The organism is Bacillus sp. KICET-3 (assembly GCF_033261025.1).
Classification (GTDB): domain Bacteria; phylum Bacillota; class Bacilli; order Bacillales; family Bacillaceae; genus Bacillus; species Bacillus sonorensis.
The window spans coordinates 3,777,088-3,795,857 of record NZ_CP137345.1 but is presented as its reverse complement, the minus strand read 5'-3'; the positions used below and the strand labels follow the sequence as shown (position 1 = coordinate 3,795,857).

20 protein-coding genes and 1 pseudogene are annotated in these 18,770 nt (G+C 47.9%); 14 read left to right on the top strand and 7 right to left on the bottom strand.

Annotated elements, in window-relative coordinates; translation table 11 throughout:
• Nucleotides 1-5: 5 nt before the first annotated feature.
• Nucleotides 6-1,316: a glycoside hydrolase family 28 protein gene (locus R5H20_RS19490; protein ID WP_006639051.1), complete on the top strand. Its 1,311-nt coding sequence runs from the start codon at nt 6-8 to the stop codon at nt 1,314-1,316.
• A gap of 47 nt (nt 1,317-1,363) precedes the next feature.
• Here the strand turns inward: R5H20_RS19490 and R5H20_RS19485 are convergent.
• Nucleotides 1,364-2,268, bottom strand: a pseudogene (locus tag R5H20_RS19485) (LysR substrate-binding domain-containing protein).
• Between the two features lie 182 nt (nt 2,269-2,450).
• Here R5H20_RS19485 and R5H20_RS19480 point away from each other — a divergent pair.
• Nucleotides 2,451-3,134, top strand: coding sequence for an MOSC domain-containing protein (locus R5H20_RS19480; RefSeq protein ID WP_006639050.1), 684 nt, complete (start codon nt 2,451-2,453; stop codon nt 3,132-3,134).
• Between the two features lie 51 nt (nt 3,135-3,185).
• Here the strand turns inward: R5H20_RS19480 and R5H20_RS19475 are convergent, their stop codons facing one another.
• The gene (locus R5H20_RS19475; RefSeq protein WP_224254437.1) at nt 3,186-3,980 is read right to left on the bottom strand and encodes an SDR family NAD(P)-dependent oxidoreductase; all 795 of its coding nucleotides are present in this window, start codon (nt 3,978-3,980) and stop codon (nt 3,186-3,188) included.
• A gap of 71 nt (nt 3,981-4,051) precedes the next feature.
• A complete protein-coding gene (locus tag R5H20_RS19470; protein ID WP_157678855.1) occupies nt 4,052-4,195 on the bottom strand; it encodes a hypothetical protein in 144 nt (47 codons plus the stop codon).
• Nucleotides 4,196-4,635: 440 nt separating this feature from the next.
• Between R5H20_RS19470 and R5H20_RS19465 the strand changes: the two genes are divergently transcribed.
• The 11 genes from R5H20_RS19465 to R5H20_RS19415 all read left to right on the top strand — a co-directional run bounded on the left by R5H20_RS19465 (nt 4,636) and on the right by R5H20_RS19415 (nt 14,369).
• Nucleotides 4,636-5,589 carry an ABC transporter substrate-binding protein gene (locus tag R5H20_RS19465; RefSeq protein WP_006639048.1) on the top strand — a complete coding sequence of 318 codons (954 nt, stop codon included), beginning with the start codon at nt 4,636-4,638 and terminating at the stop codon, nt 5,587-5,589.
• Nucleotides 5,552-6,625, top strand: a complete 1,074-nt coding sequence (locus R5H20_RS19460) for a FecCD family ABC transporter permease (protein ID WP_006639047.1) — start codon at nt 5,552-5,554, stop codon at nt 6,623-6,625. The genes R5H20_RS19465 and R5H20_RS19460 overlap by 38 nt, the downstream gene beginning before the upstream one ends.
• Nucleotides 6,609-8,012 carry an ABC transporter ATP-binding protein gene (locus R5H20_RS19455; protein WP_006639046.1) on the top strand — a complete coding sequence of 468 codons (1,404 nt, stop codon included), beginning with the start codon at nt 6,609-6,611 and terminating at the stop codon, nt 8,010-8,012. Before R5H20_RS19460 ends, R5H20_RS19455 begins: the two co-directional genes overlap by 17 nt.
• Nucleotides 8,012-8,590, top strand: coding sequence for a cob(I)yrinic acid a,c-diamide adenosyltransferase (locus R5H20_RS19450; protein ID WP_006639045.1), 579 nt, complete (start codon nt 8,012-8,014; stop codon nt 8,588-8,590). The genes R5H20_RS19455 and R5H20_RS19450 overlap by 1 nt, the downstream gene beginning before the upstream one ends.
• 124 nt (nt 8,591-8,714) lie before the next feature.
• Nucleotides 8,715-9,668, top strand: a complete 954-nt coding sequence (locus R5H20_RS19445) for a pectinesterase family protein (RefSeq protein WP_006639044.1) — start codon at nt 8,715-8,717, stop codon at nt 9,666-9,668.
• A 180-nt stretch (nt 9,669-9,848) separates the two neighbouring features.
• Nucleotides 9,849-10,238 carry a protein LiaI gene (locus R5H20_RS19440; protein ID WP_006639043.1) on the top strand — a complete coding sequence of 130 codons (390 nt, stop codon included), beginning with the start codon at nt 9,849-9,851 and terminating at the stop codon, nt 10,236-10,238.
• Nucleotides 10,239-10,260: 22 nt separating this feature from the next.
• Entirely contained in the window at nt 10,261-10,944 is a 684-nt protein-coding gene (gene liaH / locus R5H20_RS19435) for a stress responsive protein LiaH (protein WP_006639042.1), read from the top strand.
• A gap of 102 nt (nt 10,945-11,046) precedes the next feature.
• Nucleotides 11,047-11,907, top strand: coding sequence for a LiaG family protein (locus R5H20_RS19430; protein WP_006639041.1), 861 nt, complete (start codon nt 11,047-11,049; stop codon nt 11,905-11,907).
• 32 nt (nt 11,908-11,939) lie between these two features.
• Nucleotides 11,940-12,671, top strand: a complete 732-nt coding sequence (gene liaF / locus R5H20_RS19425) for a cell wall-active antibiotics response protein LiaF (RefSeq protein ID WP_006639040.1) — start codon at nt 11,940-11,942, stop codon at nt 12,669-12,671.
• Nucleotides 12,668-13,756 (top strand): two-component system sensor histidine kinase LiaS, encoded by a 1,089-nt coding sequence (gene liaS, locus R5H20_RS19420; protein WP_006639039.1) that lies wholly within the window; start codon nt 12,668-12,670, stop codon nt 13,754-13,756. The genes liaF and liaS overlap by 4 nt, the downstream gene beginning before the upstream one ends.
• Nucleotides 13,734-14,369 carry a two-component system response regulator LiaR gene (locus R5H20_RS19415; RefSeq protein ID WP_006639038.1) on the top strand — a complete coding sequence of 212 codons (636 nt, stop codon included), beginning with the start codon at nt 13,734-13,736 and terminating at the stop codon, nt 14,367-14,369. Before liaS ends, R5H20_RS19415 begins: the two co-directional genes overlap by 23 nt.
• 37 nt (nt 14,370-14,406) lie before the next feature.
• Here R5H20_RS19415 and R5H20_RS19410 read toward each other — a convergent pair whose 3' ends face one another.
• The 4 genes from R5H20_RS19410 to R5H20_RS19395 are packed head-to-tail and all read right to left on the bottom strand — an operon-like array spanning nt 14,407 to nt 18,460.
• Nucleotides 14,407-14,793 (bottom strand): hypothetical protein, encoded by a 387-nt coding sequence (locus tag R5H20_RS19410; RefSeq protein ID WP_224254436.1) that lies wholly within the window; start codon nt 14,791-14,793, stop codon nt 14,407-14,409.
• A 37-nt stretch (nt 14,794-14,830) separates the two neighbouring features.
• Entirely contained in the window at nt 14,831-15,952 is a 1,122-nt protein-coding gene (locus R5H20_RS19405) for a Ger(x)C family spore germination protein (RefSeq protein ID WP_006639036.1), read from the bottom strand.
• The gene (locus tag R5H20_RS19400; RefSeq protein ID WP_006639035.1) at nt 15,949-17,049 is read right to left on the bottom strand and encodes an endospore germination permease; all 1,101 of its coding nucleotides are present in this window, start codon (nt 17,047-17,049) and stop codon (nt 15,949-15,951) included. The genes R5H20_RS19405 and R5H20_RS19400 overlap by 4 nt, the downstream gene beginning before the upstream one ends.
• Entirely contained in the window at nt 17,018-18,460 is a 1,443-nt protein-coding gene (locus R5H20_RS19395) for a spore germination protein (RefSeq protein WP_155011477.1), read from the bottom strand. The genes R5H20_RS19400 and R5H20_RS19395 overlap by 32 nt, the downstream gene beginning before the upstream one ends.
• A gap of 127 nt (nt 18,461-18,587) precedes the next feature.
• On the opposite strand from R5H20_RS19395, the gene R5H20_RS19390 reads away from it, so the two are divergent.
• Entirely contained in the window at nt 18,588-18,755 is a 168-nt protein-coding gene (locus tag R5H20_RS19390; protein ID WP_006639033.1) for a YvzF family protein, read from the top strand.
• Nucleotides 18,756-18,770: the final 15 nt, after the last annotated feature.

Here is an 18,770-nt window from a genome sequence, read left to right as displayed (position 1 = left end):
GTCATATGATTCTGAAAGGAAAGAAAGAGGAGATTATGCGGCAGATTAAGGTTCCCGTTTTTCCCGACCGCCGATTTGATGTCACCCGATTTGGGGCTGATAGCGGCGGGAAGACGGATTCAACGGCTGCTTTTCAGCAGGCGATTGATGAAGCGCACCAAAAGGGCGGGGGAAGAGTTACAGTGCCGAAAGGCGTCTTTCTTACCGGGGCCCTCAGGCTGAAAAGCAATGTGGAATTGCATGTCACAAAGGATGCGGTCATAAGATTCAGTCAGAATCCCGCTGATTATCTGCCCGCTGTTCTAACGAGATTTGAAGGTGTCGAGCTCTACAATTATTCCCCGCTGATCTATGCTTACGAAGCCGAAAATATTGCCATTACCGGAGGCGGAATGCTTGACGGCCAGGCTGATGACCGGCACTGGTGGCCGTGGAAGCGGGGAACAAACGGGCAGCCGTCGCAGGAAAAAGACCGCGATGCGCTGTTTGAAATGGCGGAGCGGAATGTGCCTGTTGAAGAGCGCCGCTTTGGAACAGGCCATTATTTGCGGCCGAATTTTATTCAGCCGTACCGCTGCAAAAACGTGTTCATACAAGGCGTTACCGTGATGAATTCGCCGATGTGGCAGATTCATCCGGTGCTTTGCGAAAATGTGACGGTTGACGGAGTCAAGGTGATCGGACACGGCCCGAATACGGACGGAGTCGACCCCGAATCATGCAAAAGCATGATCATTAAGAATTGCCTGTTTGATAACGGTGATGACTGCATCGCAATCAAGTCGGGAAGAAATGCCGATGGCCGGAGGATCAATGTCCCTTCGGAAAACATTGTCATCGAAAACAACGAAATGAAGGACGGGCACGGCGGCGTCACGATCGGCAGCGAAATCTCCGGAGGCGTAAAAAACGTATTTGCCGAAGGCAATCTCATGGACAGTCCGAACCTTGACAGAGCCCTTCGCATCAAAACAAATTCCGTACGGGGCGGTGTGCTGAAAAACATTTATTTTTACCATAATGTCGTCAAAAGCCTGAAACAGGAAGTCATCGCCATTGATATGGAATATGAAGAAGGGGATGCGGGAGAATTCAAACCCGTCGTCCGCGGAATTGAAGTCGATGAGCTGAAAAGCGCAGGCGGCCGGTACGGCATTCGGGTTTTGGCGTACGATCATTCGCCTGTCACAGGACTGAAGGTGACCAATTCGGAAATCAATGACGTTAACATCCCGATGGAACTGAAAAACGTGAAAGACCCCGTTTTTTCAAATCTGTATATTAACGGCAAGCGGTATGACTCGCCGGAACAGTAAAAAAGAAATCCTCTGCCGTTGAGCAGAGGATTTCCGTTTGAAATTTGTCAATCGGGCTTACTTGATGCCCCGTTTTTTACCGTTGAAATGAACTGCTCTATAAAAACCCGGCTTGCGGCGCACAAATATTTGTTTTTGCGGTAGACGATGCCGATCTCTGTCGTAAGAACGGGACTTTGGATAGGGATCGTCTGAATGGATGGATCAGCGATATCATCAAGATAGCCCTTTGGCAGTATGGTGGCGCCGACTCCTTTGCTGACCATGTTCGTAATCGATTCCATCGTCGTCATTTCCATGACTGGCCGGGGCTCGATCCAAGCGCGCGGCACTGCTCGTTGATCAGCTGCCGCAGAAAATACGTGTCAGGCAATAAAATGGAATCAATTTCTTTTAACATATCGAGCGTGACAAACGGCTCTTTTGCGATGGGATGATGTTTCGGCGCTGCAAGAGCGAGAGGCTGTTTGAAAAAAGGAATCGCTTCTATATCATCATGTTCTACGGGCAGACAGACAATGCCCAAATCGAGTTCGTTTTGCAGCAGCCCGTGATAAATATCTCCGGTTCGCATGCCTAAAACAGATAGTTTGATATTGGGATGGCTGCGGTGAAATTCGATGACAGTCTGCGGAAGCAAATAGCTCACAACCGTCAAAAGCGCCCCGATTTTTAAATTTCCCCTTTTTAATCCCTGCAGCTCGCTAATGGCGGCGCGAGCCTGTGACAGCTCATGAAAGATATGATAACTGTGATGGAGCAATATTTTCCCCGCTTCTGTCATTGCCGTCCGTTTGCCGGTGCGGTCAAACAAAGGCATCCCGATTTCATGCTCAAGCAGACGGATCTGCTGGCTCAGCGAGGGCTGGGCGATGCCGAGCTTCTCGGCTGCACGCGTAAAGTGAAGCTCCCGGCAGAGGGTCATAAAGTACTCTAATTGTTTTAGCTCCAATGAATGTTCCTCCCGAATGATTTTCTCGTCATAGGCTACAGCTATTGTTTTGATAAAAATGATTGAATTGTTTAATGATAGATGCAAGATTATACTTAAATTCGAAGCTGAAGCGACAATCCCTTTGGTGTAAAAGGACGTCTTTTCCTTTCTTATAAAATATGAAAACTGAGGTGATGTCAATGGAACATGCCGAAATCCTTTCGATCAATGTCGGGAAACCCAAGCAGGTTCAGTTTAAACATAAAGCGGTTTCGACCGGAATATACAAGAGGCCTGTACAAGAATGTCTCTTTCTGTCATCGACGAACCTTGAAGGAGACGGGCAGGCGGATCTTGTTCATCATGGAGGAAGGGAGAAGGCTGTTTGCGTCTATCCCTATGAACATTATTCATTTTGGGAGCATGAATTGCAGAGAAAGCTGGAATACGGTGCACTTGGAGAAAATCTGACCATCAAAGGACTGTTGGAAACGGATGTTTGCATCGGCGATATCTTTCAGCTGGGAGAAGCGGTCGTTCAGGTGAGCCAGCCGCGGCAGCCCTGCTACAAATTATCTGTAAGGTACGGTGTGCCCAATATGGTGTTAAAGGTTCAGGAAACCGGCTATACGGGCTTTTATTTCCGCGTGCTTCAAGAAGGACGTGTTTTTAAATCCGGCGGTTTAAAGTTGATCTCCCGCCATCCGAAAGCGATAACGATTTCTTGCGCAAATCGCATCAAGCATCATGACAAAGATGATATCGACGGCATCAAAAGGCTTCTTGAGGTGGAGGAATTGTCGACAAGCTGGCGCGAGTCTTTTTTAAAACGCCTTGATGGCGTTGAGCCGGATCATCGCGAAAGGTTGACCGGCAATTTGTGATGGCTTGCCTCTCAAAGTGAAGCATCCTCTGCCGGCAGGCAGAGGATGCTGTTAGATGGAGCGGATGATCCCGCCTTCCACCCTTTGAGCCGAACCATTGATGGCCGCCGCTTTCTCTGATGCGAGATAGACGATCGTACTGGCGACTTCCTCAGGTTTGGCATAGCGCTGGATTAAAGAAGTTGGCTCATTCACTTTGAAGTAATCTTTGACAAATGCGTCTAAATCGGTATTCTCCGCTGCGGCAGCCCCCTTCATATAATTGGCGACGCCTTCGGTCCAGGTGGGTTCGGGAAGAACCGAATTGACAGTCACATTCTTCGTTCCTTTCGTCATTTCCGCCAGCCCTCGTGATAAACTGATCAAAGACGTTTTGGTCATGGAATAAGGAATCATCTGCGGGAGCGGCTTAATGCCGGCTTCACTCGCCAGATTGAGGATTCTTCCCGCGTTCCGTTTCAGCATGTTCGGCAGGAAAGCGCGGCAAAGGCGGACGGCGCTTAACACGTTTACTTCAAAATACTCAAGCCATTCCTCATCTGAGACGTCCGCGAATTCTTTTACCTCAAAAAACCCCATGTTATTGACAAGGATATCAAGCTCGCCGATCTGTTTCGTTTTTTCAATCAGTGTCCGGCTTTGTTCGCGATTTGAAAGGTCTGCGGCGATTCCGTGGACGGTTCCGTGTTTGGAAAGCTCGTCTACGACTGACTGGACCTTTTCTTCCGTACGTCCGTTCACAATGACCCTGGCGCCTTCCGCCAAAAAGGCTTCTGCCGCCGCTTTTCCAATCCCCGCTGTTGATCCTGTGACTAAAACGAGTTTGTTTTGCAGCTGTAAATCCATATAAAATCAATCCTTGTATTCGAAGTCTAAGATGAAAAAACATCCATTTAAAAGTATAGCGCAGTCATGCATCATGGTCGAAAATCCTGCTTAGCATGTCTATTTTTCTCTTCTTTCAGCAATTTATGAATGTCTTTTATCGGCCGCGCCGCTTTTTTCAGCTTTGGAATCTGCAGCCGGGCGAGCGTCAGCTTTATAGAGCCCCAGACCTCCAAGAAGCTGGGGCCGCCTCGATGTTGCAGGGCCAATCGTCTCGTCATTGATTATTTTTTAGAAAGCTTGTGTTGCGAAATCGCATTGATCACCTTTTTTTCTATATGCCAAACATCGCTGAAAACACCCTTTTTAGAATCTCATATACAACCCTGATCCGGTTATAGTATAATAATTCCGAAAATAGGATACGAATGAGTCAGAAAGGTGCTGCCAATACTGCCGGCGCGGTCCCGCCGCTGTAATGGTGAGCGAAACGAAAGCGGATATTAAACTCCGTCAGCGATGATCAAGAGCCAGAACACCTGCCTGGATGACGACACGCGTAATCTGCGAGGACAGATGCGGTGTAGCGGTGTGCACTTGTTTTGTACGTTCATTGTTTACTGCATCTTTACCCAAGTAGAGATGTTTTTTATTTTTATCCCAAGGAGGAAGCAGCATGAAGAAGTTAGCGGGTTTATTGCTTTCACTGCTTTTGGCCGTCGGTGTGCTCGCCGGCTGCGGAACAGCGAAAGCTCCGGAAGAACCGAAGAACACACAGGAAAAGACGGCTGAAGCGTTTCCGGTCACAGTAAAGGATGCTTCAGGAAAAGAAATCAAAATTGCAAAAGAACCGAAGAGAATCGTCTCGTTGATGCCGAGCAATACGGAAATTGCATACGCCCTCGGCCTGGGCAAAAAAGTCGTCGGTGTGACGGATTTTGATACATATCCGAAAGAAGTGAAGGATGTTGAAAAAATCGGCGGCATGGAATTCAACACGGAAAAAATCATCTCTTTAAATCCTGATTTGGTGCTGGCCCATGCCTCAGCCATGCAGAGCGCGGAAGAAGGGCTGAAGCAGCTGCGCGATGCCGGCATCACGGTAGTGACGGTCAATGATGCGGCATCATTTCATGACACCTATCAATCGATTGACATGATCGGAAAGGCGACAGGTGCGAACCGGGAGGCTAAAGAACTTGTAAGCAGCATGAAGTCTGATCTCGCGGCAATTAAAGAAAAAGCGCAAAACATCCCGGAAAAAGAACAGAAAAAAGTGTTTGTCGAGGTTTCTCCCGCTCCTGACATTTATACAACCGGAAAAGGAACCTTCATGAATGAAATGCTGGAAGCCATCCATGCGAAAAACGCCGCTACCGGGCAGGAAGGGTGGGCAAAGATGACCGAGGAGTCGATCATCAAGCTGAATCCCGATGCGATCGTAACGACGAACGGCGCTTCATCTGTCAAAGAGATCAAAAAGCGGAGCGGCTGGAGCAGTGTACAAGCCGTTAAAAATAATGAAGTATACGACGTGGACCCCGACCTTGTGACCCGTCCGGGACCGCGGCTGATCAAAGGGGTTGAAGAGCTTGCGGACATCATTTACCCTGACGTTTATAAGAAATAGCCGTCCAGCGGCATATATCGTAAGCCTGGCATTTGTAGCCGCCTCTATTCTTATGGGAATCTCTATCGGTTCATTGGAGATTCCCATTCCTTCTATTATCAAGGTTTTTCTCCATGAATGGTTTGGTATTCAAGGGATAGAGACAGATCCGATGCAGGCGAACATCATCATGAAAATCAGGCTGCCGAGAGTGCTGCTGGCTGCGCTTGTCGGTGCGGCACTGGCCGCGGCAGGTGCGGCGTTCCAGGGACTGTTGAAAAATCCGCTTGCAGACCCTTATACGCTCGGCGTATCTTCCGGAGCGGCGGTCGGAGCGGTTGTCACCTTGTTTTTCGGCATCCAGCTGCCCGTCATCGGCGGTTTTACGCTGCCGCTTTTAAGCGTCGCGGCAGCGGTCGCCGTGATGTTTATCGTTCTGTTTTTTGCCCGGCTTGTCCATCCGGCACTGACGCTGTCCGCCCTGATTTTAACAGGTATTATTTTCAGCTCATTTTTAGGCGCGCTTATTTCTCTCATGATTGCCCTGACAGGGGATGATCTAAAGCCGATCGTTCACTGGCTGCTCGGAAGCGTCTCGATGCGGGGCTGGAGCTATATTTTTCTGTTTCTTCCCTTTTTTATATGCGGAACCGCGGGGCTTTTGCTGAATGGAAGAGAATTAAATGTGATGACCTACGGTGAGGAAAAAGCAAGGCTGCTTGGCGTTAATGTGGAGAAAAGGAAAATCGCCGTACTGATCTCAGGCTCTATTTTAACGGGAGCGGCTGTCGCCGTTTCCGGCACGATCGGTTTTGTCGGCCTCGTCGTGCCGCATGTTGTCCGTCTCCTATGGGGAACAGATCATAGGCATTTGCTGCCGCTCTCCATTTTAAACGGCGCCGGTTTTCTCGTGCTGGCCGATTTGGCGGCGCGGACGATCATCGAGCCGTCTGAACTGCCGATCGGCATCATCACAGCTTTAATAGGAGCGCCGGTGTTCGGGATCATTCTGATTCGCCGACAGCGTGGAGGAATGCATGATGCTGGACGTTCGTGACCTGTCAGGAGGATACGGCGGCAGGGATATTGTGAAGCATATCAGCTTTTCTGTTGCAAAAGGAGAATTTTTGGGGATATTGGGGCCCAATGGCAGCGGAAAAACGACGCTATTACATTTGATAAACGGAACGCTGAAGCCATCCGGAGGCGCTGTCCATTTAGCGGGAAAACGGCTTGAGTCCTATCCGCCGAAGGCATTGGCCAGGATGATGGCCTCGCTCCCTCAAAAAACGGAACAGGCATTTTCCTTTACCGTCAAAGAAACCGTTTTATTCGGACGATATCCTTATCAAACAGGCATATTCAAACAATCAGGCGAAGAAGATGAACGGATCGTTGCGAGGATGATGGAAGAGACAGGCGTTCTCCCGTTTGCCGATCAATCGATTCACGAACTGAGCGGGGGAGAGCAGCAGCGCGTCTACCTGGCCCAGGCTTTAGCCCAGGAGCCTGAGGTTCTTTTGCTTGATGAACCGACCAATTTTTTGGATTTGGGTTATCAAAAGCAGCTGCTCGATCTGATGAAGTCGATGGCTATCGAGAAGGGGCTTGCGGTCATTGGCATATTTCATGATCTCAATTTGGCCAGTCTCTACTGCGACCGGCTGCTGATGATGAAAAACGGGGAAATGGAAGCGCTCGATGTCCCGGAGCAGGTGATGAGGGAACGAAAGATCAATGATGTTTATGAAACGGACGTCCGTCATTTGGTTCATCCGCACCGTCCGAATCCGCAGATCTCTATTGAGCCTGGGCAAGCTGAACAGATGAAGCAAGCGATTCCGTTTGCCGAGCTTTTTCAATGGCGATCAGACGGTTTTTTGATGCAGACGGATCAGCCGCTTCGCGTTGTCTCAACAGCTCTTGTCGGAGGGGGGCTCGGCTGGAAACGGGCGTTTGTCAGCCGCTATGTGCCGATAGAGGAGCAGTCCGGCAAGCTGTCTGCCGATCTGGAGCGTTTTCTTGCCGAAAAGGGGATCAGCCCGCATGGCTGCTGTGCAGCTGTGACCGCTGCCAACCCCAAAAATGCAGTGTTTCGGACGTTTTCAGAAGGGGGCGCCTCACTTTTTATCGTGGCCGCGGCATCCTCAGGCCGGCCGGAGGATGTCACTGTCTGGGTGATGATCAATGGAAAGCTGACAGAAAAAGCCTTCGTTCAGGCTTTCATGACGGTGTCAGAAGCAAAGGCTGAAGCGGCTTTCGCTGAGCGGACAGACGGCGGCGGAGCGCCTATTCCGGCTCCATACGCTGAAACGGTGCTGATTGCGGCTGACGGGAGCGGTGATCAGTTTGACGATGCTTTAAAAACGTCTTCTCTCGGGGCTTTGATCAGTAGGAGCGTCTTCGAGTGCTGCAGAGAAGCGATCAGAAAGGGGAATGAATAATGAAGCTGTACACGAAAACGGGCGATAAAGGGAAGACCCATGTGATCGGCGGCCGCGTTGACAAAGATGATATCCGTGTCCAATGCTACGGGACCATTGATGAATTGAACAGCTTTATCGGACTCGCGCTTGCCGAGCTTGAAGATGAGCGCTTCAGAGATATTGGAAGCGAGCTGTTAAAGATCCAGCATGAGCTCTTTGACTGCGGGAGCGATTTGGCTTATCTTTCGCCGAATGGGGAAAATAAGCTGAAGGAAGATGCCATCGGGTTTTTGGAAGAACGGATTGATGCGTACAGTGCGGAAGCCCCCGAGCTTAAGAAGTTCATTCTGCCGGGAGGCTCCAAAGCATCGGCATACATGCATGTAGCCAGAACCGTCGCGCGCCGGGCCGAGCGGCTGGCTGTGGCGCTGATGAAAGCGGCGGATCTTCGCGAGACGCCGCTCCGGTATTTAAACAGACTGTCAGATTATTTGTTTGCGGCCGCAAGAGTCATCAATTTCAGAATGAACATCAAAGATGTAGAATATGAAAGAAGCGCCATCGTTTTCAAAGGAAAACAGAGAGGCGGAAACTAAAAAACAGCGGGCGGAAATCCTTACCTGTACCGCGCCGAACGAAGCAATGCCGTTTTCCGGAAGGGGAAAGCGGCTTTTTGTCGTATCTGTTAGTAAACGTTTTCATTGGAGGGGGAGTACGTAGATGAACAATCGGGAAACAGCCGCCGTCCGCTTGACGGTTGCAAAAGACGGCAGCGGGGCGTGTAAAACCGTGCAGGAGGCGGTTGATGCGCTGCCGGAGTACAGCCGTGAAAGAAAAGAGATCTTGATTAAAAAAGGAATCTATAAAGAAGTGGTCCGCATTCCGGCAACAAAGCCGTTTGTCACCCTGATTGGAGAAAGCGCCACCGACACCGTGATCACATATGACAATTACGCTGGAAAGGAGAAGGAAGGGGGAGGGGAATACGGAACGAGCGGGAGCGCCACAGTGTTTATCTATGCCGATCATTTTCGAGCTGAAAACCTGACATTTGAGAACTCGTTTGACCGAACGAAAACAGATACGGCCGGTACGCAGGCAGTGGCAGTTTATAGCAAGGGCAGCCGGATCAGTTTTAAACATGCGAGATTCTTAGGAAGGCAGGATACGTTATTCGTAAATGACGGAGAACAGTATTTTGACAACTGCTACATTGAAGGGGACGTCGATTTTATTTTTGGAGGAGCAAGAGCGGTGTTTGACCAGTGTCGTATTCACAGCGTCGATCGCGGCTCCGCCACAAATAACGGCTATATCACCGCCGCCAGCACGCACATCACAAAACGGTTCGGCTTTTTCATTGTCAATTGCACGCTGACAAGCGATGCAGCGGACGGAACGGTTTATCTTGGCCGCCCGTGGCATCCGGGGGGAGACCCTGACGCCATTGCAAGCGTTTTATACAAAAACTGCTCTATGGGCGCCCATATTAAATCGGAGGGCTGGACGGACATGTCGGGATTTTCGGCCGCTGATGCAAGGCTTTATGAATATCGGAATACAGGACCGGGAGCGGTTTCTCATCAGGAGAGAAGGCAGCTGTCGGATCAGGAGGCTGCAAGCTGGACGATTGAGAATGTATTGGATGGCTGGAATCCGAAAATAGAATCATAGATCTGGCAAGAGGAAGCTATTCAAAAAAACCGCTCAAATGAGCGGTTTTTTATGTGAACGGGCGGCGCGGTCTTACCGGCCATACGACTCTGGTCTTACGACAAAATCAATCTGTGACTCGTTTTGTCGAATGCTGAAATTGACTATAGTAAAGACATGAACGAGAAAGGAGGAACAGACATGACTATAACCGGAAAATCAGTCATCGGCTTTTTTCTGATCCTGTTCGGCATCTCGCTGTTTTTTGGGGGAGGCCAAATCGGAGGATTAATTGCCGGGGCAATCGGAGCTGTTCTTTTATGCTACGGGATCAAAAAATGGAAGGAAGGCCGCCAGATTGCCAGCGTGCTGCTGGTCATCATCGGCATCATGTTTCTGGGTGGAGCGCTTCCGTTTCTGATCGGGATCGCACTTGCCGCTGTCATGATTTATTTTGGCTGGACCATGATCAAGCAGGGTGGAAAAAAAGAAGAAAACGTCTATTCCCCAGAAAGCAGCGAGCCTTCGACTGCAAGATATGACACGGGCTTTGATGCAGAATGGGAAGACTTTTTAAAAAAGAATAAATAAACGAATCAGGGAGGAATAAATGATGGCATTAAAAAGACTCAGAGATATGTTTGTCGCATCAATCAATGAAGGACTGGATAAAATCGAAAATCCGCGGGTGATGCTCAATCAATACGTACGCGACATGGAAAGCGATATTGCAAAAGCAAAACATACGATTGTCAAGCAGCAAACGATTGTGCAAAGCTTTAAAGGAAAATATGAAGAAGCTGAAAAACTGGCTGTCAAACGGAAAAATCAGGCGCAGCTGGCATTTGATGCGGGGGAAGAGGAACTTGCCAAAAAGGCCCTTTCAGAAATGAAGTATTTTGAAGAAAAAAACGGAGAATATCAAGAAGCCTACCAGCACGCAAGCAAGCAGCTTGGCGAATTGAAAGAACAGCTGGAAAAGCTGGAGGTTAAGCTGCGCGATGTCAAAGACCGCAAACATGCATTAATCGCGCGTGCAAACGCCGTAAAAGCAAAAGAACATATGAATGCTTCCTTTAACAAGATCGACAACGAAAGCGCCTACCGCGAGTTTATGAGAATGGAGAGCCGCATCGAAGAAATGGAAGCAAGGGCAAACAGCTATGCCGAGCTGTCCGCATCCTCTGGCAGCCCTTACAGCCGGGTTGAATATGCAAAAGAGGTTGAAGAAGAGCTTGAAAAAATGCGCGCTAAAAAAATCGGCCTGGAAAAACAACAATCAGCCGGAAACGAATAAAACTGGGGCTTTAAAGGCCCCTTTTCACAATTTTTGATTTCTTTCAAAGAAAACTTTCCTTATAATAAGGAACATACACTTACTGCCGAAAGGATTGGACGAATGAAAAAAACGGTTGGAAAACTGCTGATCATCGCCGGCATTCTGATTCTAGCAGGCCTAATGTTTAACGGCGGCCGCCATATTTTCTTCGGCAAAAATCAGGAAACGGTCCGGTCAGCCAGCGCTTCGCCAAAGAAAATCAATCATATCGACATCGATTCAAAAAGCATAACGGTGAAGATCAAAGCTGAAAACCGTGATGATATAGATGCTGAACTGTCAGGAGGAAACGCGCGGCTGGAATCTTCCGAACAGGGGGACACCCTGCGGCTTTCGGTTGAGCAGCAGGGCTTTAGGTTGTTTTTCTTCAAAAAAAATGAACTGACCGTTCACATTCCGTATGAATATCAAGACAATCTGTCGATCACATCAGGGAGCGGGAACGTCAAAATACTCGGCGAGCATTTATCATTGCAAAAGGTATCCCTCAGTTCGGGAAGCGGCAGCCAGAAAGTCGATCATCTTCAGGCTGATGAGCTCTCAGTCAGAGGGACTTCGGGAAATATTCGGCTGGAACACGTGGAAACGGCAGAAGCCGATATACGCTCCACATCCGGGAATACCGAGCTTGAAGATGTCACCGGCAAGCTGACAATCAAGCACACGTCAGGCAATTTAGAAGCTTCTTTTTCAACGGTCAATGCGCCGTTGCGCATCAGTCAGACCTCCGGAAATGTCAGGCTTGAACTTCCGGATAACGCAGACATCAGTCTTCAAGCAACACTGACGAGCGGAAACATCAGCCATTCCTATCCGTTTGATCAGACAGAAGGCGATAAACGGACACTGATTGGAAAAAACGGAGATGGAAAGAATAAAATTGATATTTCGTCTACGAGCGGAAATGTATCGATTGATTAACCGCAGAAAAGAGAGGGGGGCCTTTAGTCGGCATGCGTCTTACCAAAAAACAACTGATCGGATTGTTCATCGTTCTGTTCGGGTTCAGCGTATTTTTGCAAAACAGCGGGCTCGGTGGCGCTTTGTTCTGGCCGCTCGCTTTTCTTTTTGCCGGATACATTCTCCATAAAAGTTCACGCCGCTGGCTCGGCTCTGTCATGTATATTTTTGCGGCATTCCTGCTTTTGAAAGACATTTTCAGCATTACATTCAGTCTGTTCGGCTTCTTTTTTGCCGCCTTTTTAATTTATGCGGGCTACAGGCTTGTCACAAACCAGCCTGTTTTTGACCGTGACAAGAACAAAGCGCAAGTGAAAGAAAAAACGGATGCCGAACCGCTGCAGCAAAAAAAGAATACCGGACAGCGCAGCTTTTTCTTCGGCGATGTCAAATTGATGAAAAAACCTTTTGATTTAAATGATTTGAACATTTCCGGATTTATCGGCGATGTCAAAATCGATTTGTCAAAAGCGATCATATCAGAGGGAGACAATACGATTGTCATTACCGGGCTGATCGGAGATGTCGACATCTATATTCCGTCAGATCTCGATGTCTCCATCAGCTCTTCGGCGTTTTTAGGCGACATCGATATCATCGGTGAACGAAAAAGCGGCATCGGCAACCAAATCTATACCGAGTCAGAGAATTATGAACAATCTTCAAGACGGGTAAAAGTCTCGATTTCCCTGTTTATCGGCGATGTGGATGTGCGGTTCATATGAAAACGAACAGGCTAGCAAACATTCAGTGGCGCTCCGTCCGTTTGTCTATGGGGGTCAGTTTTACCATCTTCATGACCGTCCTGGGGTTCATGCTGTTTTATTATCAGCTCGACCCGCGGGTGCTCATTGCTTCCAGATGGTTCGGCATCCCGTTTGTCGTTCTGCTTTTCTTTATCAGCGCCGCTGTCGGGTTCGGTTCGGGATATGTGTTCGGAAACCAGCTGAAGAAGCGGCTCGAAAAGCTGATCGAATCGATTTTAAAATATGAAAACGGCAATTTCGCATACCGGATTCCGTCGCTTGGCGATGACGAAATCGGACTCGCCGCTGATCAGCTGAATGAAATGGCCGAACGAATCGAAAGGCAGGTCGCTTCACTCCAAAAGCTGTCAAATGAAAGAGCCGAATGGCAGGATCAAATGAAAAAATCCGTCGTGTCCGAAGAGCGGCAGCGGCTTGCCCGGGAGCTGCATGATGCCGTAAGCCAGCAGCTTTTTGCGATTTCAATGATGACTTCCGCCGTATTGGAAGGAATTCCTGCTTCGGCTGATGAAAAGCTTGTGTCAAGGCTGAAGATGGTCGAAAAAATGGCGGGCGATGCCCAAAATGAGATGAGGGCTCTGCTTTTGCACCTGCGTCCTGTCACGCTTGAAGGCAAAGGATTGAAAGAAGGGCTGGCAGACCTGCTGAACGAATTCAAAGCAAAGCAGTCGATGGATATCGATTGGGAAATCGAAGATATCGGCAAGCTGCCAAAAGGTGTTGAAGATCATTTGTTCAGAATCGTACAAGAAGCGCTGTCAAATGTGTTCAGGCATTCAAAGGCAACAAAAGTTTCCGTCAGGCTGCTGCTCAGAAACCGGCAGCTACAGCTGAAGGTCATTGACAATGGCGAAGGATTTAAAATGGACTCCGTCAAAACGTCATCGTACGGATTAAACTCCATTAAGGAAAGGGCAAGCGAGGTCGGCGGTGTGGCGGAAATCATTTCATTTGCGGGCAAAGGGACGCAGGTTGATGTAAAAGTTCCGATTTTTGATCAAGGAAAAGGAGAGAATCAAGGTGATCCGAGTACTGTTAATTGATGATCATGAGATGGTAAGAATGGGGCTTGCCGCTTTTTTGGAATCCCAGCCGGATATTGAGGTGATCGGAGAAGCCTCGGACGGCAGACGCGGCGTTGAGCTTGCGGTTGAAATGAACCCGGACGTCATTTTGATGGATCTTGTGATGGAGGGAATGGACGGGATTGAGGCGACAAAAGAAATCTGCCGCAAGCTTGACGGCCCGAAAATCATCGTGCTGACAAGCTTTATTGACGATGATAAAGTGTATCCGGTCATCGAAGCGGGAGCCTTCAGCTATTTGCTGAAGACGTCGAAAGCCGGTGAAATCGCCGATGCGATCAGGGCGGCCAGCAATGGAGAACCTAAGCTAGAGGCAAAGGTGGCCGGAAAAGTATTATCCAAGCTAAGGCATTCGTCAGGGGAGGTCCCGCTTCATGAATCATTGACGGCCAGGGAAATGGAGATCCTTAAACTTGTCGCAGAAGGGAAAACAAATAAGGATATTGCGGAGGAATTATATATCACCATTAAAACGGTGAAGACACATGTAACCAATATCCTGTCAAAGCTTGACGTCGATGACCGCACACAGGCCGCGGTATATGCCCATCGCAACAAGCTTGTTCAGTAGCGGGCATAAAAAAACAGCTTTCTGTAGAAAGCCGTTTTCACCCGTTCCAATATTTCCGGTCATCAGCTGCTGGAAGCGCAAATGAATCTCTGTCAATGTCTTGATCCCGTCCTTCTGCAGGATGGCCCGCCTCTTTTTGGGCGGCAATGCCGCCTTGTTTGAAAATGGAATCGAGTTTTTCAGCCAGTATCGCATTGTTTTTTTCCTGCAAATCGATCAGTTTGCTGATGCCGAGCAAAATACATCCGCCGATCATGCAAAAAACCGGAGTGGAAAGGTACGTACTGACCGTGAAGAACAGGATCGACATGGAATCTTCCATAAATGGATCATACGTGACATCATTGATTATGAACCCGGACAGAATGATTGCGGCTGCAATCAGGAAAATGCCTGTCATCTGCAATATCCGCTTCAAGCTCATCACCCTTTCACAAACATTTTATCAGAAAAACCGCCTCCTATCTTTTTTTCGTCGCCCCTTTCGTGCCAAAGTCCTGAATCGTCGCTTTTACATGGTAGTCGATATCTGCTTCCGAAAAATGTTTGTCCCAGTTGTATTTGTCCTTCTGCCATTCCTTCGGATAGTGGATTCGGGCATAATCCGCAAGGTCTGTGACATCCGTTTTTAAATCGTTTTGCAAAAGGCGGATGAAGCGCCTGACACGCTGGCGGATGTCTCTTTCAACCGATTGTTCGATAGCATCGATATATTTTTGATTAAATGAATCCTCGCCTCTATACCAGTCTTCGGACAGCCTTCCTTTAATCTCGGAGTGAATGTCAAATTTATATTTTCCGTTTCTTCTCATCGTGTCAATTTGGTGATTCATCGAAAACACTTCAAATGAAAACAGGTGTCCCTGGTGCTTGGAATCGATTACTCCGCCGATGACTCTGCCGGACAGCAAATTCAGCGCCTCGATATCAAGAGGCGATAGATTTGCATATTGTCTGAGGTTTTTTATGACAGAGGCGCCTTCGATCTGGAGCTGCCCCTTTTCCTCTACAACCCGAGGCATGACAAAAGATAAGCCCGTCTGCATTTTAATTGAGATATCCCCCAAGGTTACCGGCTCCAGCAGTCTGATGGTCGACGCCCTGTTTTCAGCGATGTTATGGATCACGTCAGAGGCGGGGTCCCCTTCATCAGCGATCGTCAGCAGCTTGCCGGCCGATCCGGGCGTCATGTAGACTTCGCTGCTCCTCCTGATGCTGTTGTCCCGGATAAATTGATTGATTAAGGCATCAAGGGCAATGTCTGACGCGATTTTTTCCGAAAAAATTATGACTTGAAGATGCTGGGAAAAAATCGGGTAATCTTTTAACGATGTTGACCGGATCGTTTGATGAACCGTATTTCCGGAGGTTGACACGAATTTGGTCGGATCGCTGCTGCTGCCGTTTGGGCCGATTTTTTTCGGAACGAGGATCTGGTATGTCAGCTTTACATTTTTTTCGCCTTCTCCTTTATCCATGCCGAGGCCGATGGCAATGCTCAGCTTTTCAATCTGCCTGCTGTCCCAGCAGCCTGTCAGCAAGAGAAGAAGGGACAGCACCGCCAATATCCCTTTTTTTTTCACGATGCCTTCAACCTCCTTTTCACCGAAACGAGCAAAAAGATCAGAACGGGAAGAACACAAAACACGATGATAAAGATATACCCCAAGTAATCGCTGTACATCGTAACCTCATTGACGTCTTTCGGCCAAAGCGCTGCGAGGAACGTAATGGCACCGATGAATAAGACGTTTTTCTTAAGGGACCACCCAAACACTTTTTCAAGGCCTGAAGCCGCGAAATAAGTGTAGGCGACATATGTTGTAAAAAACTGAATCGTCCAGATGACAAGCAAAAATGATTCAAACCGTTCGATGAAAATTCCTCTGATTTCAAACGACTGGAACAGCGAGATCGTCGGCCAGATCATCGTCATCACCTCTGATGCGGTCAGCGCGCCTACGACGACGACGAACGTCAGTACATACAAAATGGCCGGGATGCCGAATCCAATGACCGCCGCTTTGAACAATTTTTCTTTATTTTTCAGATATTTTGGCAGAAACAGCATCAATTCGGCACCTAAAAAGGATATCGAGACAACCGTCAAAGCGTTTTTGACCGGACCGAGTCCGAGTCCGAGGACCGGTCTCAAATGGTTGAATTGGAACATTTTCAGACTCAAGCCATAGACAGTGAGAAGAATGACGATGGTGATCGAAAGAAAAAACGGAAAAACCCTTGACATGTCATTGATCCCTCCGATGACCAGATAGATCGCGCAAATGATAAACGCGAAAATCGTGACGCCCATCGGGGTGAACTGAAGAAGAAAAAATTTCACCATCTCAGCCATCGCCCGGGCTTCAAAGCTTGCCACCCCCATGAAATATAGAGTGATCAAGACATTTACTATATTTCCGATCAGCACGCCGCACCCCTCTTTTGTGTAATCAAAAAAAGAATCGACGTTGTGTTTTTTGACGATTTTGGCGTTCATATAGATGATGAGAATAAAAACAAGGCCTTCAAAAACGAGAGCGATCCATCCGTCGGGGGAGAGCGTTTTCCTCGTCAGCGCTCTCGGGAGCGTCAGCAGTCCGGCGCCGAGCATCGTGCTTGTAATAATGGAAGCGGCTGCATATGAGCTAATCTGTTCTTGCTGATGTTTTTGCCTCATTTTTATGTTTCACCTCACGGTTCTTTGTTGGTAAGCGAATGATGGCTTCATCCGAACGTTTTAAGCTGAAAAAATTATTCGGGTTGAAATATGGGATGCCGAAGCTTCTCTGTCTCACCAGATGGGTGAAGATCACAAGCATGAATAAAATGATCCCGTAAAGACCCAATACCGCGGCAATCAGCATCGACAAAAAGCGTAAAACCCGAAATGACAGCCCCATCCCGTATTGCGGAACTGTAAACGATGCCAGAGCGATAATGCTGACGATAATCACCATGACAGAGCTGACGATGTGGGCTTCGACCGCAGCCTGCCCGATGACCACTCCGCCGACTAAGCCGATTGTCTGTCCGAGCGGATTGGGGAGCCTTAATCCCGCTTCCCGCAAAAGTTCAATCGTCACTTCCATAATCAGAGCTTCAATAAGCGGCGGGAACGGAACATTTTCCCGGGTGCTTGAGATGGTTACAGCCAAAGCCGTCGGCAGCATGCCTTGATGAAACGAGACAAGGGAAATATAGAAAGCCGACAAAAACAGCGTAATGAAAATCGAGCTGAAACGCAGGAGCCTGATCAGGGATGTGGCGATCCATCTTTCATAAAAATCATCCGGGGACTGCATGACCATGCCGAAGGATGCCGGAACGATCAAGGCAAAAGGCGAATGATCGACAAAGATGGCAATTCTGCCGTTAAACAGGGCTGATGACACTTTATCAGGCCTTTCGGTATTTTGAATCTGAGGAAAAGGAGAAAATTGGTTGTCTTCGATCAATTCTTCAAGGACTCCGGAGTCTTGAATGTCATCCAGCTTCACTTTTTTCAGACGTTTTTTTAGATCCGCTAAAATCGACTCATCCGCTTTGCCGTTAATGTATAAAATGGTTGCGTTTTTAAATTTGCTTTTTCCGATGGGGAGTTTTTCAACGATCAGATCATGATCAGGAACACGCTGTCTGATCAGCGCCACATTTGTATCCGTATCCTCAATAAAGCCGACTTTCGGACCTCTTACGACATTTTCGGTATTTACTTCTCCGAGGCTTCTTTTCTTTTTTGCATTGGTCGGCAGTATAAATACCGTATTCATCCCGTTGACCAGGAGAATGCATTTGCCGTTGAAAAGCTCGTTGATGGCGGACTCCACTTTATACATGGGTTCGGCATTCAATTTATTCAGCTCAAGGCTGACGTTTTCCAATGAGAGGGGATGTTCGTCACTGCACAGCGTTTTGGCGGCTTTTTGTATTTTCTTATCATCATTCAGTTCCCTGAAATAGAGAAAATAAAAAATGATGCCGTTTTTCAGCATTTTTTTATTTTGAACGAGGTCGTCGTTACGCTCGATATGGGGGAGAAGCAATGCAAGATTTTCATGGATATGATCCTTGAATTCTGAGGGATTCACGGCTGACCACCTGTCCTGTCGTTTTTGAATTTGGATATAGGTTATCTTTACCTGTAAAAAAAACAATATACTGTGTTACAGTAGTGTTTGGCGAAATTTCCAATACAGCAGAGACGGAGTGAGAAAGTTGGCGCAAATCAGGCTTACGGGGAAACCTGACGAAATTGAAAGCATCATTCATTCTTTTTCAAAACATTACGAGGTTACATATGTATCGAAAGAATATGGAAAGACAAATCCGAAATATAAATACAAAAAAGAATCGCGTGTTTATATTGAGCTAAAATTAAAATAAAGCTAAAATTTAAAT

Bases quoted from the DNA above. Each gene is read 5' to 3' on its own strand.
- R5H20_RS19490 (WP_006639051.1), top strand. From the start codon at position 6: ATGATTCTGAAAGGAAAGAAAGAGGAGATTATGCGGCAGATTAAGGTT.
- R5H20_RS19480 (WP_006639050.1), top strand. From the start codon at position 2,451: ATGGAACATGCCGAAATCCTTTCGATCAATGTCGGGAAACCCAAGCAG.
- R5H20_RS19475 (WP_224254437.1), bottom strand. From the start codon at position 3,980: ATGGATTTACAGCTGCAAAACAAACTCGTTTTAGTCACAGGATCAACA.
- R5H20_RS19465 (WP_006639048.1), top strand. From the start codon at position 4,636: ATGAAGAAGTTAGCGGGTTTATTGCTTTCACTGCTTTTGGCCGTCGGT.
- R5H20_RS19455 (WP_006639046.1), top strand. From the start codon at position 6,609: ATGCTGGACGTTCGTGACCTGTCAGGAGGATACGGCGGCAGGGATATT.
- R5H20_RS19450 (WP_006639045.1), top strand. From the start codon at position 8,012: ATGAAGCTGTACACGAAAACGGGCGATAAAGGGAAGACCCATGTGATC.
- R5H20_RS19445 (WP_006639044.1), top strand. From the start codon at position 8,715: ATGAACAATCGGGAAACAGCCGCCGTCCGCTTGACGGTTGCAAAAGAC.
- R5H20_RS19440 (WP_006639043.1), top strand. From the start codon at position 9,849: ATGACTATAACCGGAAAATCAGTCATCGGCTTTTTTCTGATCCTGTTC.
- liaH (WP_006639042.1), top strand. From the start codon at position 10,261: ATGGCATTAAAAAGACTCAGAGATATGTTTGTCGCATCAATCAATGAA.
- R5H20_RS19430 (WP_006639041.1), top strand. From the start codon at position 11,047: ATGAAAAAAACGGTTGGAAAACTGCTGATCATCGCCGGCATTCTGATT.
- liaF (WP_006639040.1), top strand. From the start codon at position 11,940: ATGCGTCTTACCAAAAAACAACTGATCGGATTGTTCATCGTTCTGTTC.
- liaS (WP_006639039.1), top strand. From the start codon at position 12,668: ATGAAAACGAACAGGCTAGCAAACATTCAGTGGCGCTCCGTCCGTTTG.
- R5H20_RS19410 (WP_224254436.1), bottom strand. From the start codon at position 14,793: ATGAGCTTGAAGCGGATATTGCAGATGACAGGCATTTTCCTGATTGCA.
- R5H20_RS19400 (WP_006639035.1), bottom strand. From the start codon at position 17,049: ATGAGGCAAAAACATCAGCAAGAACAGATTAGCTCATATGCAGCCGCT.